This window comes from Bifidobacterium sp. KRGSERBCFTRI (genome assembly GCF_025908335.1).
This window is the reverse complement of sequence record NZ_CP109653.1, coordinates 1,356,844-1,372,925: the sequence shown is the minus strand read 5'-3', so window position 1 is coordinate 1,372,925 and position 16,082 is coordinate 1,356,844. Positions and strand designations below refer to the sequence as shown.

15 protein-coding genes, 5 tRNA genes and 1 pseudogene are annotated in these 16,082 nt (G+C 56.8%); 9 read left to right on the top strand and 12 right to left on the bottom strand.

Translation table 11 applies throughout. From position 1 onward, the window contains the following. Window positions 1–107: 107 nt before the first annotated feature. A complete protein-coding gene (locus OGI63_RS05850) occupies window positions 108–392 on the top strand; it encodes a DUF3017 domain-containing protein (protein WP_080505085.1) in 285 nt (94 codons plus the stop codon). Here the strand turns inward: OGI63_RS05850 and OGI63_RS05845 are convergent. Beyond that, window positions 306–1,241, bottom strand: a complete 936-nt coding sequence (locus OGI63_RS05845; protein ID WP_011743187.1) for an MIP/aquaporin family protein — start codon at window positions 1,239–1,241, stop codon at window positions 306–308. The genes OGI63_RS05850 and OGI63_RS05845 overlap by 87 nt on opposite strands. A 112-nt stretch (window positions 1,242–1,353) precedes the next feature. On the opposite strand from OGI63_RS05845, the gene OGI63_RS05840 reads away from it, so the two are divergent. Together OGI63_RS05840 and der are read left to right on the top strand one after the other, a co-directional pair. After that, on the top strand, window positions 1,354–2,127 hold the full coding sequence (locus tag OGI63_RS05840) for a pseudouridine synthase (protein ID WP_021913311.1): 774 nt from the start codon (window positions 1,354–1,356) through the stop codon (window positions 2,125–2,127). Continuing rightward, complete coding sequence (gene der / locus OGI63_RS05835) at window positions 2,124–4,253, top strand: bifunctional cytidylate kinase/GTPase Der (RefSeq protein WP_041777306.1); 2,130 nt, start codon at window positions 2,124–2,126, stop codon at window positions 4,251–4,253. Before OGI63_RS05840 ends, der begins: the two co-directional genes overlap by 4 nt. Window positions 4,254–4,378: 125 nt before the next feature. On the opposite strand, the gene OGI63_RS05830 is transcribed toward der, so the two are convergent. Together OGI63_RS05830 and OGI63_RS05825 are read right to left on the bottom strand one after the other, a co-directional pair. Continuing rightward, window positions 4,379–4,792: a hypothetical protein gene (locus OGI63_RS05830; protein WP_003809266.1), complete on the bottom strand. Its 414-nt coding sequence runs from the start codon at window positions 4,790–4,792 to the stop codon at window positions 4,379–4,381. A 224-nt stretch (window positions 4,793–5,016) separates the two neighbouring features. Next, window positions 5,017–5,093: transfer RNA gene (locus tag OGI63_RS05825), tRNA-Pro, on the bottom strand. 280 nt (window positions 5,094–5,373) lie between these two features. Between OGI63_RS05825 and OGI63_RS05820 the strand changes: the two genes are divergently transcribed. The 6 genes from OGI63_RS05820 to OGI63_RS05795 all read left to right on the top strand — a co-directional run bounded on the left by OGI63_RS05820 (window position 5,374) and on the right by OGI63_RS05795 (window position 13,048). After that, the gene (locus OGI63_RS05820) at window positions 5,374–6,768 is read left to right on the top strand and encodes a UTP--glucose-1-phosphate uridylyltransferase (protein WP_050731478.1); all 1,395 of its coding nucleotides are present in this window, start codon (window positions 5,374–5,376) and stop codon (window positions 6,766–6,768) included. A gap of 142 nt (window positions 6,769–6,910) precedes the next feature. Further along, on the top strand, window positions 6,911–8,824 hold the full coding sequence (locus OGI63_RS05815) for a helix-turn-helix transcriptional regulator (protein ID WP_011743192.1): 1,914 nt from the start codon (window positions 6,911–6,913) through the stop codon (window positions 8,822–8,824). 13 nt (window positions 8,825–8,837) lie between these two features. After that, window positions 8,838–9,155 (top strand): hypothetical protein, encoded by a 318-nt coding sequence (locus OGI63_RS05810; RefSeq protein ID WP_003809260.1) that lies wholly within the window; start codon window positions 8,838–8,840, stop codon window positions 9,153–9,155. Window positions 9,156–9,169: 14 nt separating this feature from the next. Continuing rightward, window positions 9,170–11,773: a DEAD/DEAH box helicase gene (locus OGI63_RS05805; RefSeq protein ID WP_041777307.1), complete on the top strand. Its 2,604-nt coding sequence runs from the start codon at window positions 9,170–9,172 to the stop codon at window positions 11,771–11,773. 108 nt (window positions 11,774–11,881) lie between these two features. Next, entirely contained in the window at window positions 11,882–12,229 is a 348-nt protein-coding gene (locus tag OGI63_RS05800) for an RNA polymerase-binding protein RbpA (protein ID WP_003809256.1), read from the top strand. A 105-nt stretch (window positions 12,230–12,334) separates the two neighbouring features. After that, the gene (locus OGI63_RS05795) at window positions 12,335–13,048 is read left to right on the top strand and encodes an HAD hydrolase-like protein (RefSeq protein WP_003809254.1); all 714 of its coding nucleotides are present in this window, start codon (window positions 12,335–12,337) and stop codon (window positions 13,046–13,048) included. A 180-nt stretch (window positions 13,049–13,228) separates the two neighbouring features. On the opposite strand, the gene OGI63_RS05790 is transcribed toward OGI63_RS05795, so the two are convergent. The 9 genes and pseudogenes from OGI63_RS05790 to OGI63_RS05750 all read right to left on the bottom strand — a co-directional run bounded on the left by OGI63_RS05790 (window position 13,229) and on the right by OGI63_RS05750 (window position 15,999). Continuing rightward, window positions 13,229–13,594, bottom strand: coding sequence for a hypothetical protein (locus OGI63_RS05790; RefSeq protein ID WP_041777308.1), 366 nt, complete (start codon window positions 13,592–13,594; stop codon window positions 13,229–13,231). Window positions 13,595–13,659: 65 nt separating this feature from the next. After that, window positions 13,660–14,281, bottom strand: a pseudogene (locus OGI63_RS05785) (MerR family transcriptional regulator). A gap of 109 nt (window positions 14,282–14,390) precedes the next feature. Then, a complete protein-coding gene (locus OGI63_RS05780; protein WP_003809247.1) occupies window positions 14,391–14,828 on the bottom strand; it encodes an FHA domain-containing protein in 438 nt (145 codons plus the stop codon). A gap of 81 nt (window positions 14,829–14,909) precedes the next feature. Beyond that, a complete protein-coding gene (locus OGI63_RS05775) occupies window positions 14,910–15,101 on the bottom strand; it encodes a hypothetical protein (RefSeq protein ID WP_034984388.1) in 192 nt (63 codons plus the stop codon). Window positions 15,102–15,201: 100 nt separating this feature from the next. Further along, entirely contained in the window at window positions 15,202–15,333 is a 132-nt protein-coding gene (locus OGI63_RS05770) for a hypothetical protein (RefSeq protein WP_003809244.1), read from the bottom strand. Window positions 15,334–15,610: 277 nt separating this feature from the next. Further along, window positions 15,611–15,683, bottom strand: a tRNA-Val gene (locus tag OGI63_RS05765). 30 nt (window positions 15,684–15,713) lie between these two features. Then, window positions 15,714–15,785, bottom strand: a tRNA-Val gene (locus tag OGI63_RS05760). A 40-nt stretch (window positions 15,786–15,825) separates the two neighbouring features. Next, window positions 15,826–15,896, bottom strand: a tRNA-Cys gene (locus OGI63_RS05755). 30 nt (window positions 15,897–15,926) lie between these two features. After that, window positions 15,927–15,999 (bottom strand) — tRNA-Gly (locus tag OGI63_RS05750). Window positions 16,000–16,082 lie beyond the last annotated feature (83 nt).

Sequence of the window (16,082 nt, the reverse complement as noted above, 5' to 3'; positions counted from 1 at the left end):
ATGACGTGGCGTCCGAAACCATTCGCTGGTTTCGGACGCCACGTTTTATTATTATGATTGCGTTCCGTGCGCGGACGCGCGTTGACATATAACGAAAGGCCTGCGATATGAGTCATCCCTACGTTTCCGAAGACCATGAAGGCAAGCCGTGGTTTGAATGGATCGTTGCGGCAATGGTGGTTATAGCCACAGTGCTTGCGGTCTTAGGCCATGTAAAAGCCGCCACCACGGTAATCGCGGTGACGGCCATCATAACAGGACTAATCAGACTCGTAATGCGCGAGCGTAGTCCTTGGAAAGTCCGTTCAGTTGGCTTCGACGCTTTCATCGGCATCGGTCTGGGCGTCGGACTGTTCATCCTGCTCGCCCTCGTGCCCGTCGGCATCGTCTGACGCGTCGTCGGCTATGGTCTCCAGCGTTTCGGAATCCTGCTCGGCTTCCGAAACGTTTTTCTTGGTGCCGATCATGGACGCGACTATGGCCACAAGCGAGACGATGGCGGCTGCGAGAATCGGGCAGATCCAGAACACCCACAGCTGCTGCAGAGGCTCTTGGGAAAGGCCCTGATTCTGGGCGAAGATGGCGATGCCAGTGGCACGAGCCGGATTCAGAGCGGCGCCTGTTACCGGATAGGAGATTGCGGCGCCGACACCGTAGGCGAGACCCATGGCGATGGCATGGCTGGTATTGGTCTTTCCGGATTCACTGGTGGTGTTGAGCGCGGTGGCGACGATGATGATGCCCGCGACGAGTTCAACGGCGATGGCCAGAGTGATGCTGAAGGACACGCCGTAATTGCCGAGCGTGGCATAGGAGACGGAATTCTTGTCAAAACCGTTAATGACCGGCGTCAGCCAGATTTTCAGCGTTACCTGCTCGGATGTCGGCAGCAGGAAGCGGATGGCGGCGCCTGCGCCGATACCACCCAGCACCTGAGCGATAATATAGAGCACTCCGTCAAGCACATGGGTTTTGCCGGACAGCATCGCCGCAACGGAGACCGCCGGATTGAACTGGGCGCCGGAAATCGTGCCGAATATCAGGGTGGCGGCGGCGTACACCAAACCTGTCAGCAAGGCGATGAACGCCATATTCACGCCGTAGATCGCGGAACCAAGCGTGCAAATCGAGTAGATGGCGAAGCAGATGATGAAGCTTCCCACCAGCTCCGCGCCTGCGCGAAGGGCCAGTGGCTTGCTCTGTTCTTCCTCTGTTACGGACGTTGCTTCAACAGCAGTCATAGTCTTTCCTCTGTCATATAGTGGACAAGTTGCGGTTTTTATGAAAGCCGCCAAACGACTGCCATACTACCAGCAGTCCCTGTAAGTATTATCCGGCCACGTTGGGAGAACGATGCCAAACGCATATTCTCGCGCCGCCAAGGCGCACAATCATGACAATGAAGGCATTCGCCTGCAGAAACTTCTCGCTCAGGCGGGCTTCGGCTCGCGCCGTAAATGCGAGGAAATCATCACCGATGGTCGCGTTGAGATCGATGGCGAGCTGATTACCGAACTTGGCACCCGAGTCGATCCGAAACGTCAGGAGGTCCGTGTCGACGGTTCTCGCGTGCGTGTGAACCCTAACCATGTCACGCTTGCGTTGAACAAGCCGAAACGCGTGCTGAGCGCCATGGAGGATCCCAAGGGACGCTACACTTTGCGCGACATCGTCGGAGACAAGTACGAGCGTATTTTCCACATGGGCCGTCTGGATTATGATTCGGAAGGCCTAATCCTCATGACGAACGACGGCGAACTGAGCCAGCACGTCATGCACCCCAAATATGAGGTCGAAAAGACCTACATCGCCACGCTGGAAGGACGCATCAGCGGTCAGGTGTGCCGCAGGCTCGTCACCACGGGCGTGAAGCTCGACGATGGGTGGATCAAACTCGACCGCTGCGCTATTCTCGACTCCAGCCGCGAAAGCACGTTGGTCAAGGTCGTGCTGCATTCGGGCAAGAACCGCATCGTGCGCCGTATTTTCGGCTCGATCGGTTTTCCCGTCAAGCGTCTGGTACGCACGCAGATCGGTCCGATCAAACTCGGCGACCTGAAAAGCGGCACGTATCGCGTGTTGTCGCAGGCTGAGGTCCGTTCTCTATCCAAGGCGGTGGGACTGTGATCCGTGTAGCTATTGATGGGCCTGCGGGCGTCGGCAAATCATCCACGTCCAAGGCACTGGCCAAATATTATGGTTTCGCATACCTCGACACAGGCGCGATGTACCGTGCCTGCGCCTGGTGGTGCATGCACAAAGGCATCGATTTGGATGCCGAAACCATCGATGAGCAGCTCGTCACCGAAACCGTCGGCGAATTCTTCACCGACGGCCATTTCGACATCAGCGTCGATCCGGACGATCCGAAGGTGTACGCCGATGACGAGGACATCAGCGAGGCCATCCGTTCTTCCGAGGTCTCTTCGCACGTGTCCAAGGTGTCCAACATCATCCCTGTGCGTCACGTGTTGATCGCCGCGCAACGTGCCTACATCGCACGAGAGGCTTCGGTCGATTCCTTCTCCGAAGGCGCCGGTATTGTTGCTGAGGGCCGTGATATCACCACCGTCGTCGCTCCCGACGCCGAAGTGCGCATCCTGCTTACCGCGCGTGAAGAGGTCCGTCAGGCCCGACGTAGCGGACAGGCCGTCTCGGGTGTGGGTGCGGAAAATGTCGCGGCACGCGACAAGGCCGATTCGAAAGTCACCAACTTCACATCCGCCGCGGAAGGCGTGTTGACCGTCGACAACTCCGATCTCAACTTCGGCGAGACCCTTGACGTGCTCGTCCGTATCGTTGACGACGCCATCGAGGAACAGGAATACCGCCAGTACGTTTCCAACCTCGAAGGCTATGAGCTGGATGAAGGCGATGAGGAGCTGATCGATGGAACGGCGTTCTCTGGTGGCGAAAGCAAGAATGGTCCGAAACCGGTCGGCGTACTTGCCGTGGTCGGACGTCCGAACGTCGGCAAATCCACTCTGGTGAACCGTATTCTCGGCCGTCGCGCAGCCGTGGTGGAGGACACCCCCGGCGTGACTCGCGACCGTGTGAGCTACGACGCCGAATGGTGCGGCACCGATTTCAAACTGGTCGACACGGGCGGCTGGGAAACCGACGTGGAAGGCATCGAATCCGCCATCGCATCCCAAGCGCAAATCGCCGTGCAGCTTGCCGATGCCGTGATTCTCGTGGTGGACGGTCTGGTCGGTCTCACCGACACGGACGAACGCATCGTCAAAATGCTCCGTGCCGCCGGCAAGCCGGTGACGCTTGCGGTGAACAAGGTCGATGATCGCGAAAGCGAATACCTGACCGCCGAATTCTGGAAGATGGGTCTGGGGGAGCCGTATGGCATTTCCGCCATGCACGGTCGTGGCATCGGCGAACTGCTTGACGCCGCACTCGACTCGTTGAAGAAAGCGGAAAGGACATCCGGCTTCCTTACGCCGTCGCATCTGCGCCGCGTGGCTCTGGTCGGACGCCCGAACGTCGGCAAATCCTCCCTGCTCAATCAGCTGGCCCACGAGGAACGCACCGTCGTCAACGATCTTGCGGGCACCACGCGAGATCCGGTCGATGAGGTCGTCACCGTCGATGGCGAGGATTGGCTGTTCATCGATACCGCAGGTATCAAACGTCGTCTGCACAAGCTGTCCGGCGCGGAATACTTCTCCTCGTTGCGTACGCAGGCCGCGATCGAACGTTCCGAGCTTGCCTTGGTGCTGTTCGATGCCTCCCAGCCGATTTCCGACCAAGACCTGAAGGTCATGAGCCAGGCCGTGGACGCGGGCCGTTGCATCGTGCTTGTGTTCAACAAGTGGGACCTGATGGACGAGTTCGACCGTCAGCGTATGGAACGCCTGTGGAAGACCGAGTTCAATCGCGTCACTTGGGCTCAGCGCGTCAATCTGTCGGCAAAGACCGGATGGCACACCAATCGTTTGGCCAATGCCATGCGTGGCGCCTTGGCATCATGGGACAAGCGCATCCCCACCGGCAAACTCAACGCGTTCCTTGGCAAGATCCAAGCTGCCCACCCGCATCCGCTGCGTGGCGGCAAGCAGCCGCGAATCCTGTTCGCGACGCAGGCGTCCACCAGACCGCCGCGCTTCGTGATCTTCGCCACCGGCTTCTTGGAGCATGGCTATCGCCGCTACATCGAACGGTGTCTGCGCGAGGAATTCGGCTTCGAAGGATCGCCGATTCAGATTTCGGTGAATGTCCGTGAGAAGAAGAAACGCAAGTAACCACCGGAACTGTTAGAAGAGGGGCGTGCGCCTGGTTCAGACCATGGCGCACGCCCCTCTGCCTTATTGAATCTGGGTCGTTGCCGGCTTTTGCTTTCCTTTACGCACAGCTTAGGCCGACAGCGTCAGAACAGAGGATGTTCATCCTGGTTGCGTGTTCTGAGATACCCCGTTATGGCTCTGCGCGCGAGCGAGCTTAATGAAATGCCGTCCTGCTTGGCCTTGGCCCGCGCCTTATGGCCTACGGCGTAGGGGAGTTTGATCTTCCATTCGTCGCCAAGCTGTTTGCGCCCGTCGCTGTTCTTTGGCATGCGCCCGATGCCGACCGCGTCTGAACAGCCATCGGAATCGTCGGACAAGAGTGCCCTGCGGGTCAATTCGGTAAGCGTGATGCCATCATGCCGAGCGCGTTCGCGGGCTTCCAAGCCAAGCTCGCGGGGCAATCGAATCTTCCATTCATCTTCGGGAAGCGTTGAATCGAACACATGGGCGAATTCGTCGACGTCGTCGAACTGTGGCTGCGTGTCGTTCTGCTGCAAACCGAATCACCTCTCTGAACCCATGCGTTAATCGCATTAAACGGCAAGAAACATGAAAAATATCGCAGGCTACATATTTGCATGCGCTCAAGACCGTCCTGACGTCCAGCTTCCGGCTCCGATAGATGCCATTCTGAGGGGCTGTATGCCGCAGTTCACTGCCCAAACATAACGAAAAACCCGCCGTTTCAATACTGTGGAAACGGCGGGGCGACGGGCTTTCTTGGTCGGACCAGCGGGATTTGAACCCGCGACCCCTTGACCCCCAGTCAAGTGCGCTACCAAACTGCGCTATGGTCCGAACGGTGCGAAAAGCACCGAATATGAAGTATAGCATAATCTCTACGGTTTTTCAAACACATCGTGTCGGAAAGCGAGTCGCATCCATTCCGGAGAGTTTGGCTTCGGATATTTGAGGGTTTTCCGGCAATTGCTCCACCGGAAGTTCATGTTGGTTCTGTGTCTAAATGCCCCCGATTTTGGCGGAATGTCGTATTATGGCATAAGCGCATCGAATAACAACGCCCGTTCGAAAGGGAGAGACATTGACTGAGGACGTATTCGAATACTCTGCCGCGAAGATGCGGAAGCACGGAATGACCGACATGGCCATCGCCCAGTTCCGTCGTCTGTACGAGGTCTGGCGCAATGAGGAGGCCAGCAGTTGGATTCGTGAGGACGAGGTCGAACCGCTCGTCAGCGTTCCCAGCTTCCATGACGTGTATGAGACCATCAATCACGACAAGGCCGTTGACGCGTTCGCCAAAACGGCGTTCCTGAAGCTTAACGGCGGTCTTGGCACTTCGATGGGACTCGATTGCGCCAAGTCGCTGCTGCCGGTACGTCGCCACAAGGCACGGCAGATGCGTTTCATCGACATCATCATCGGACAGGTGTTGACCGCGCGGACCAGACTTGGCGTCGATCTGCCATTGACTCTGATGAACTCCTTCCGTACCTCCAAAGACACCATGAAGGTGCTGCAGACCAATAAGAAATTCCATCAGGAAGACATCCCGATGGAAATCATCCAGCATCAGGAGCCGAAGATCAGCGCGGAAACGGGAATGCCCGTCAGCTTCCCGGCCAATCCGGAACTCGAATGGTGCCCGCCGGGCCACGGCGACCTGTTCTCCACCATTTGGGAATCCGGTCTGCTTGACGCGCTTGAGGCGCAGGGGTTCAAATACCTTTTCATCTCCAATTCCGACAACCTGGGCGCGCGTCCCTCCCGTACGCTTGCGCAGCATTTCGAGAATACGGGCGCACCGTTCATGATCGAGGTCGCCAAACGCACCCCAGCCGATCGTAAGGGCGGCCACATCGTGCGAGACAAGGCCACGGGCCGTCTGATGCTGCGTGAGATGAGCCAGGTCCATCCAGACGACAAGGACGACGCGCAGAACATCGACAAGCATCCGTACTTCAACACGAACAGCATTTGGGTGCGTATCGATGCGCTGAAAGCGAAACTCGCATCCTATGACGGCGTGCTTCCCCTTCCGGTAATCCGCAATAAGAAGACGGTCGACCCGACCGATCCGACCAGCGAGCCGGTCATTCAGCTGGAGACCGCCATGGGAGCCGCGGTGTCGCTTTTCGATGGCGCGACCTGCGTATGCGTCGACCGTATGCGTTTCCTGCCGGTGAAGACCACTGACGATTTGTTCATCATGCGGTCCGACCGATTCCATCTGACGGACCAGTACGAGATGGAAGACGGCAACTACATCTTCCCCGACGTCCATTTGGACGCGCGCTATTACAAGAACATCCACGATTTCGATGCCCGTTTCCCATACGGTGTGCCTTCGCTCGCCGCGGCGAAATCCGTTGATATCGATGGCGATTGGACCTTCGGCAGGGATGTGATGCTGTTTAGCGACGCGCGACTGGAGGATCAAGGCGAACCAAGCTATGTGCCGAATGGCGAATATGTCGGCCCGCAGGGCGTGGAACCGGACGATTGGGTCTGACTTTGGACGGCCATGCAACACGAAAACGATGTTTTTTCGTGAAATAGGCACAAATCGCTTAAAAAACCTCTATCATAGAATGTTGTGTGCGGCTTACGAGGCCAAGCACTTAAAAAGAAACGTTAACGAGACGTGAGGACTAATGGCTGAGGGAAGTAACGGTAGGCGACGTTTTTCCGACAAATGGGGCAAGCATGAGCTTGATGTGTTGGCTGTGCTCTCCTCAGCCTTTCCGCAATGGCTTACCTCACGTCAGATCGCGCAACGTGTGAAGGCGTATGCCGATTCGTACGGAGAGCTCGCCGATCAAGCGGCGAAGGCCGCCTTCGCCAAGCAATTTCAGCGTGACCGCGCCAAGCTCGCCGCCATGGGCATCGCCATCGAATCAAGGCAGCCGGAATATTCCTCCAAGTCAGAAGGGCAGGATTTCGCTTCCTACCGTCTGCAGCTTGGCGATGAGCCGCGCGTGCGTCTGCTGTTCGGCGACGAGGATCTGCCGATTCTTGCCGCTGCGAATTACCTTGCGCGCTCCATGTCGATTTCCTCGGCTCCTGCGCACGAACCCCAGCACGCTTCCCGTACCGCGCCGCGCGTGCCGCAGACGCCGATTCCAGGACTTGGCTTGGATTCCATCGCGCCGGGTCTTGGCACGCAATCCATTCCCGACGAGCTGGTCAAAGTGGTCGATCAGCGACGTTTCGCCGCCACTGTGGATGTTGATGGCGAGCATCTCAATGTCGCCTACGCCGACTCCGATGATCTGGCCATGTTCGTGCTGTCTCATCCGGGTGCGTCCATAGTGAGCCCTCAGGAGGCTGTCGACGCGTTCAACCGCCGGCTGCATGCGGCCACGCAGTTCGTGCCGGCCGATGAATCCACCGGCACCGACAGCTCCACCGTGGTGTCTCCGGAAATCAACCGCAACAGCACTGATGAGGATGATACCGAGGAAGGCAAGGGCCGTCCGAAGAAGAACTCCGCGTTCCAGACCGGTAGTGAGGTCGATCGGCGTCTTCGCCTGATGCTGTTCCTGTCCGCCCACATGGGTGAGGAATACTCTCTTGAAGAACTTGCGGAACGATTCATCGGCAGGCCGAAGTCCGATGACGAATTGAAGAAGTTCGTCAACATCATTCATAAGGACATCAACACGTTGACCACGGTGTCCGATGATGGCGAGATGGCCGGAAGCCAGTTCTTCGATATCGATTGGTCCTTGCTTGACGCGGAAGGCATCGTCTCCGCCACGAATTCGCTGGGGCTTGAACGCCTTGCCGGCATTTCCCAGCAGTACCTGAGCATGCTGACAGCATCGGTGAGCTATCTCGCCCACTCCTCTTTGCTTCCGGACAAGCTGCGTGAGCAGGCGGAATCGCTGTACAGCCGACTGCGCCAGCACGTCAAGCCTGGCGACATGCCGTGGCTGAGCCTGACCGGATACGAGATGGAACCAAGGAACTTCTCCATCGTCAAGAGCGCCATCTCCAAAGGCATGCTGCTCGACATGGAATATACGGACGGTGCGGGCCGTATACAGCGCAAGCTAGTGGCGCCAGACAAGATTTTTGTCGACGAAGGCGTTTACTACGTGGCGGTATGGACCGACGTGTCCAACGCGGCGCCCGCGGACAAGATGAAGTTCGTCAAGACGGATACGACCATCAACAAGGCTACTGGCAAGCCTCGTATCTGGCAGGTGCTTCGCATCTCCCGCATCGAGCATGCGGAGCTGGTCGAACCCACTGAAAAAGTGGACCTTCCGGACGTGCCCGCATCCGAACTGCGCAAGTGGAGTTTCGACAATGGCACACCTGCCGTGTTCATAACCAATCAGGACGACCTGTCGTTCATCGACAGCCTGTCGGGAGCCACCGTCGAGAAATGCGGCGAAGGCGAGAAGGTGCATCTGATTGTGTCTTCCGATTCCTGGTATGTCGCGTTCTGCATCGCGCACGCCCGTCATATTACTGCCGTCGCGCCGGAGACGTTGCGTACGATGATCATCGCCCGAGCACAGCATGAGCTGAGCGTCGGCGACCGAGAGAACGAAGACTGACGGGGGAGGCGCTATGCCTTGGTGGATTTGGCTGGTACTCGTCCTGTTCATGCTGACGATGCTGGTCGGCGGCGGCGCATACGCATGCATCCGCGGATATCATGCGTTCAAAGATGCCATCAAAGTAGGCGGACGCATGTCCAAACGTTTCGAGGCCATGTCCGAGCCGTTGCCGCAACCAAAGGAGAACACGTCCCCGTTCTTCACACGTCCACTTGAGGACGCGGCCAATCGTTATATCGACGCTCATGCCGAAGTCATCAGCCGCCGTGAGGAAAAGCGCGTCCGTCATGCCCGGCAGTGGGCGCAGTGGAAACATTCCAACGACTGATTCGAAAAGGAACCATGACTCATCATCGTCGACATGGCAATAACGACACCGGCACATACGATGCCGAGATGACCACAGCCCTATCTCCCGCGCAACGCTATGCGGCGTTCAAACAGACGCAGGCCAAACGCCAATCGGTCTCGTCTCGTTTCGCACGGTCCATGCCATTCGAATTGGACGATTTCCAAGTCAAAGCCAATGATGCGTTGGAAGCCGGCGACAATGTGCTCGTCGCCGCGCCCACCGGAGCCGGCAAGACGGTCGTGGCTGATTTCGCGATCTATCTGGCCCAAGAGCGTAACGTCAAAGCGTTCTACACCACGCCAATCAAAGCGTTGAGCAATCAGAAATACCATGATCTGGTCGAAACGTACGGGCCGGACAGAGTCGGCCTGCTTACCGGCGACACGTCCATCAACTCCGAAGCCGACATCGTGGTCATGACCACCGAGGTCCTGCGCAACATGCTCTACGAGCATTCCATGACGCTTGACGCCTTGCGTTACGTGATTCTTGACGAGGTGCACTATCTCGCCGACCGTTTCCGCGGGCCGGTGTGGGAGGAAGTGATCATCCACCTGCCCCAAAGCGTGAGAATCATCGGCCTGTCCGCAACCGTGTCGAATGTCGAGGACTTCTCCAAATGGATTGAATCGGTCCGTGGCGACACCACGCTGGTGGTGTCCGAAAAACGGCCCGTGCCGTTGGAACAGCATGTGCTTGTTCAGGCGGACGACCACACCGAACCGGAACTCATCGACCTGTATCGACGTGATAAAGACGGCAATCAGACAGACAAGCTCAACGCCCAGCTGGTGAGCAGGCTCGATCAGCTCGACCGCAAGGCCGCGAAACGTAGGGGAGAGCAGCGCCCCGACAGACGAAAGGGCGGCAAGGGCGGCAAATGGAACGACCATTCCCGCAGACCCGAACGCCATACGCCACGTCGTTGGGCCGTGATTGATGAATTGAATTTCCTCGGCATCCTGCCGGGCATCTATTTCATCTTCTCCCGCAACGGATGCGATCAGGCCGTCGAACAATGCATCAACGCCGGACTCGAACTCACCACCGATGACGAGGTGCGTCGCATCCGCCGTATCGTCGATGAGATGGTCGAAGGCCAACTCAGTCAAGAGGATTTGAAGGCTTTGCATTTCTCGCAGTTCCGCTTCGCCTTGGAGGAAGGATTCGCGCCGCATCATGCTGGCATGGTGGCGCTCTTCCGCCAAATTGTCGAACGACTGTTCGAAGAGGGGCTGGTGAAGGTCGTCTTCGCCACGGAAACACTTGCCTTGGGCATCAACATGCCGGCACGGTGCGTGGTGGTGGAAAAACTTGAGAAATTCGATGGGACCGGGCATGTCGGATTGACGCCAGGGGAGTTCACCCAGCTTACCGGACGCGCTGGCCGACGTGGCATCGACACCATCGGCCATGCGGTGGTTGTGGACCATCATGGCTTCATTCCCGCCACTGCCGCCGCGCTGTCCAGCAAGCGCGTGTACCCGCTGCACTCCAGTTTCAAACCGACGTTCAACATGGCCGTCAACCTGCTTAATTCCAGCGATTACGAGACCGCTCGCATCACGCTTGACCATTCCTTCGCGCAATGGGAGGCCAACGAATCCGCCTGGCAGCTTGAAGCGCAGATGGATACGTTGCGCAAAGCGTTGGACGGATACGAACGGGCGTTCGATTGTGAGTTCGGCGACTTCAAGGAGTTCATGCGGCTGCGCATGCGCTTGAGCGACTTGGAAAAGAACGAACGACGCAAACTCAAGCACGAGGTGTTCCGCACGCAGAAGGCGCGAAGCGAAGCGTTCAAAGACCTTGACAGGAGTATCGCGGAGCTTCGCGAAAAAGACAGGGACCATCCCTGCCGCAAATGCCCCGATATTCAGAAGCATCTCAAATGGGGGCATCGGTGGGCGCGTGAAATGCGTGAATTGGAACGTGTGCAGCACCGCTACGATTCACGCACCGGCTCCGTGGCACGTCAATTCGACCGCATCTGCAATGTGCTGAACGAGCTCGGATACCTCGATCGGCTTGATGAAGGCGCAAAAGAACATATCGATTACCGGCTTACCGAACGTGGACAGCTGTTGCGGCACTTGTACAGCGAGCTTGATTTGGTGCTTGCCCAGGCGATCGATGATGGCGCGTTCGACGGACTCGATGCGACGGAGCTGGCCAGCGCCGTCATGTCGTTGATTTACGAGCCACGCAGAGGCAGCGGGGGAGAGCCGCGCCATTATCCCGGAGGAATGCAGGGGAACGTCGCCGTCTGTGCGGCGCAGCTCAAAGGCGTGCACGCGTCGATTGCCATGCTGTGTGAGGACTATGCCCTCGACGAGCCGCGCCAACTTGATTTCGGCATCACCGATGTCGTCTACGAATGGGCTCAGGGCGAAAGCCTGTCGCGTGTGCTGTACGGCACCGATTTGACCGGCGGCGATTTCGTACGCGGATGCAAACGTCTCGCCGACGTGTTGCAGCAGATCGCCGTGGCCGGACCATACCTGGGTAAACGCGCCGAAACGCTCGCTCCGATTGCGAAACAGGCGTACGAGAACGTCAACCGTGGCATCGTCGCCTATTCAGGTGTCGACTGAGCATGTGCGCAATCGGGAGATCGGTTTTCGCGGACGCCGGGAATAAGTGACACGTCCGAAGTGTTTTGTAGCTTAGAGTAAGCAGATAATCAAGGAGGCAAAAGCAATATGGCGGAACGTAGCCTGCGAGGCATGAGCATCGGTGCGAAGTCGCTTGAATCCGATGACAATGTGGATTTTGCGGCGCGAACCGACGTCGCATACGTGTGTCCGAAAGGCCATCGTACGATTCTGCCGTTCGCTGAGGGCGCAGAATTCCCAGATGAGTGGGAGTGCCGCTGCGGCGCCGTCGCGCACCGTGAAGGAGACAATGACGACGAGGCTGATGAAATCGCCAAGCCGACACGCACGCACTGGGACATGCTCATGGAACGTCGTACCGAAGACGAACTGAAGGCTTTGCTGGAGAAGCGTCTGCAAATGCATCGTGACGGATGGTTCCCGGACTACGAGTGACCTGCAGTTGAACGACACTTGAACGAATGCCCGGTCATTGAGACCGGGCATAATTGTTTCTGTCATCAATTCTTATAGCACACAACCAAGGGGAGAATCAGATCCATGTCCGAACATCCGAAGAAAGTCGTTCTGCTTGACCTCGATGGCACACTGACGAAATCCGATCCAGGAATCATTGGCTGCGTTGTCAAGGCGTTCGAAGAGATGGGATATCCGGTGCCGGACGATGCCGAATTGCATCGTTTCATTGGACCGGCCATCAGCGAATCGATGCAACGCAACGGCATTCCGGATGACAAGCTTGACGAAGGCGTGAGGATTTACCGCAAGTATTACGCCGACGAGGCCGTGTTCGACGACCCGAACAATCCCGGACAGAAAGTCCCCGGCCGCCTGAACAACACGATTTACCAAGGTATTCCGGAGCAGCTCGCCAAACTGCGTGCCGACGGATACTATCTGGCGATTGCCAGCTGCAAGCCGCAATACCAATGCATTCCGATTTGCGAGCATTTCCACTTGGACACCATGGTCGACGGCATCTACGGTGCCAGCGAGGACAATTCCCGTCTTGACAAGGACCAAGTGATCCGTTGGGCTTTCCAGCACATCGATTTCGACGAGAACGCAGGAGACAAGGCACTGATGGTCGGTGACCGTTGGACCGATGCCGACGGCGCCAAGGCGTGCGGTTTGGACTGCCTCGGCTGCGGCTGGGGCTATGCGGAGCCCGGAGAGCTCAAAGCCCATGGCGCATACCGTATTCTGGATTCGGTAGATGAACTCGCGCAGGCCGTCGAGGAGTATTTCGCCTGAGTCCGTAAACGGAAACGCTGTAGGCCAGTTACGTGGTTGCTGTCGCAATATCGTGGCAGCAACCACGTTTTTATTTATTGAGTGACGGAGGCCGTTATGTCAGAACCGCGTGTTTGACGCTTCCTCAAGCCTGGAAAACGTCATTCCTGAAAAGCCGATAATGTACGTTATGTCAGATTTCTATTTGACGGCCTGATTGAGCTTCCGCTCCATCTCGCTGTGCATGCCGTTTCGGGCCTGAAGATACATGAAAACAAGTTCCGCTGCGATCAGCATGGCCATCACCGCAGCCGACGGCCATCCGACATGTTCGTAGAAACGCCGGAACTTCGCCGAGAAATCCGACCTGAACATCGCATATACCGGATATGGCAACGCGCCAATGACCAATGAGGTGAAATGCAGCGCGATGATCGACCAACGCACCGGATGCACATCGCGGTGTTTTTGGGAAAACAGATTGCCTCGAATCGCAGTAATCGAACAAATGTTCACTGCGATGACGGCGGCTATGATCCACAACAGTGCCGGCAGAATATCAAGCATGCGCTACTCCCCTGCGGGTTATATCGTTCGAATGTTCCGGGCTGAATCGTACCAATTGTATGCGATCAGGCTGCTGCGCGGGATTTGCGCCGCGATTCCAGCTTCTTTCTCATACGTATCGCGGCAATGTCGTCGATTGGCCTTATTGGTGTCTGTCGATGCCGGCGTCTTCGTCAAATCGACATATTCCTCATGTTCTAGAGCCTCTTTGATCTGATGCCATAGCGATCCGACGGACACCCCGAACACAGCTCTGCCGCTTTGTAGCAGAGCCACCATCTGTTCGCTGTCCGTGCACTCATGCACATTCTGCCCATCGCACATGATGGTGATGCCGGCCAACTGTTCGGGCGTGCGCTGCGCGAGGAAGCCGATGGCGGTGGTCACGTTCTGCAGATTGATTCCGGCATCCAGCAATCTTTTGGAAACGGCAAGAATCACCACATCTTTGAACGAATACAATCTGCGTGAGCCGGATCCGTGCGACGGGGTGATGGATGGTTCCACTATCTGTTTACGCGCCCAATAGTCAAGCTGGCGGTACGTGATACCCGCCACTTTTGACGCGACCGTACCACGATAGCCCCGTGTGACGGACTGCGCGTCCGCGGAGGGGAACAACTCCCCCTGCACCGCGTGCGACACGTGCAGATGCAACCGCATTGTTGGTTCTGCCTCGCCGTCCATTGTCTTCTCCTACACGCCATAAAACAATCGCCTATGAGCTTCCATTCGGAGCCCATAGGCGATTGAAGGAAAACCGTTACTCACAGTTTATCCCGCATCGGGCGTTTCATTAGGCAATGACGGCCTTGTTGGTGAAATATACGAGACGGAACTTGCCCAGAATGATTTCGTCGCCGTTCTTCAGTTCCTGGCTATCCACTCGTTGACGGTTCACGTATGTGCCGTTCAGGCTGCCGGCGTCAATCACCGAATAATTTCCGTTAATCCTGCGGAACACCGCGTGCGTGCGGGAGACGGTGGAATCGTCCAGCAGGATGTCGGAACTCGGGTCGCGTCCCACGGTGATCTCGTCCTCGTCGAGGAGATAACGCGAGCCGGACACCGCTCCCCTGGTGGAAATCAGGAGCGCCGTGCCGTCGGCCAGACGCATGATCGTATTGAGGTCCTCCTTCGTCAGAGGACGGTCTCCGGTGGAAGTAACCGGTACAGTGATAGCAGGAAGACCAATGATGGTCGTTTCGCCTGCGCTTGGAATCGGATCAGTCATAGCTGTCATTCTACCCTCTCCCCTTGCAATTGGCCGGTATTGTGGCCGGCATGGTCACGAATCATACACTGTGAACGGTATTTACCGTTCGTTCTTGTCGATGATGGATACGAATTCGTCCTTCGGCAGCATGTCATCGTAGCTGCGCCAGCGTCGTTCCAGTTCGCGGTTCGCCTCATCGTGTTGTTTCTGCCCCAGCTCGGCGTACGCTTTCAATTCGTTGGGGCCCATATCCTTAACCGGTTGGTTGAGGTTCAATTGTCTCTCGTTCACAATAGGCAATTGTAGCCGCTTGCCGGGGAACAAAAAGCCTGGAACGCTTTTAATCGCGTTCCAGGCTTTTTCAAGAAGGATTCAGTGTGTGGTGTCCAAATCAGCGGCGGGTGTCGATGATCTCCTGCAGAGCGCCGTTGACGGAAGAGGAGCCGGCAGCCGAAGACAGAGCGTTGATGCCGCTGACTTCGAAGCCACGCATGATTGCGGAGAAGATCTTGTTCTTGTTCATGATGTTTCCTTTTCTTGCTGGCGTGCTGTGACGCACCTTGCGTCTTGTTTGTTTTCTTTTCTGTTTACGATACTCATTTTAGAAATGCGTTTGGCAAAAGTCATGCTTCTCTCGTTTGATTCTTTGTATTTTCATCGGCAATTCTTGTGTAATGTGGTGAATCGTTTTTCGTCGATCGCTGTTTTTGCCGGCGCGTCGATGCTTGCATTCTTATCTGACGAAGTAGCGTGAAAAGGAATGGAAACAAAAAACCGGCAAAACCGAGCTGTGATAACGGTGGGTGATATAGGAATCGAACCTATGACCCCTTCCGTGTGAAGGAAGTGCGCTAGCCGCTGCGCCAATCACCCAGTCTTAATTTGTACGGAGCAATGCTCCAGTGGGCGATACAAGATTCGAACTTGTGACCCCTTCCGTGTCAGGGAAGTGCGCTACCTCTGCGCCAACCGCCCGGGTCATGCCAACATGCGAAAACTAATCTCACATGATGCGAGGTGGGTACGAGAGTCGAACTCGTCTATACGGCTTTGCAGGCCGCTGCCTAACCGCTTGGCTAACCCACCATAAAGGTCGATAATCAATCGGAACCTTAGAGCGGACAACGGGACTCGAACCCGCGGTCTCAACCTTGGCAAGGTTGCGCTTTACCAACTAAGCTATGTCCGCATGTCTCCAGCAGATTCACTGCGTGAGCACGAGTATCTACTATAACCACATTCGTGTAATTTGCAAGTCAGCGTGTCGCGGTT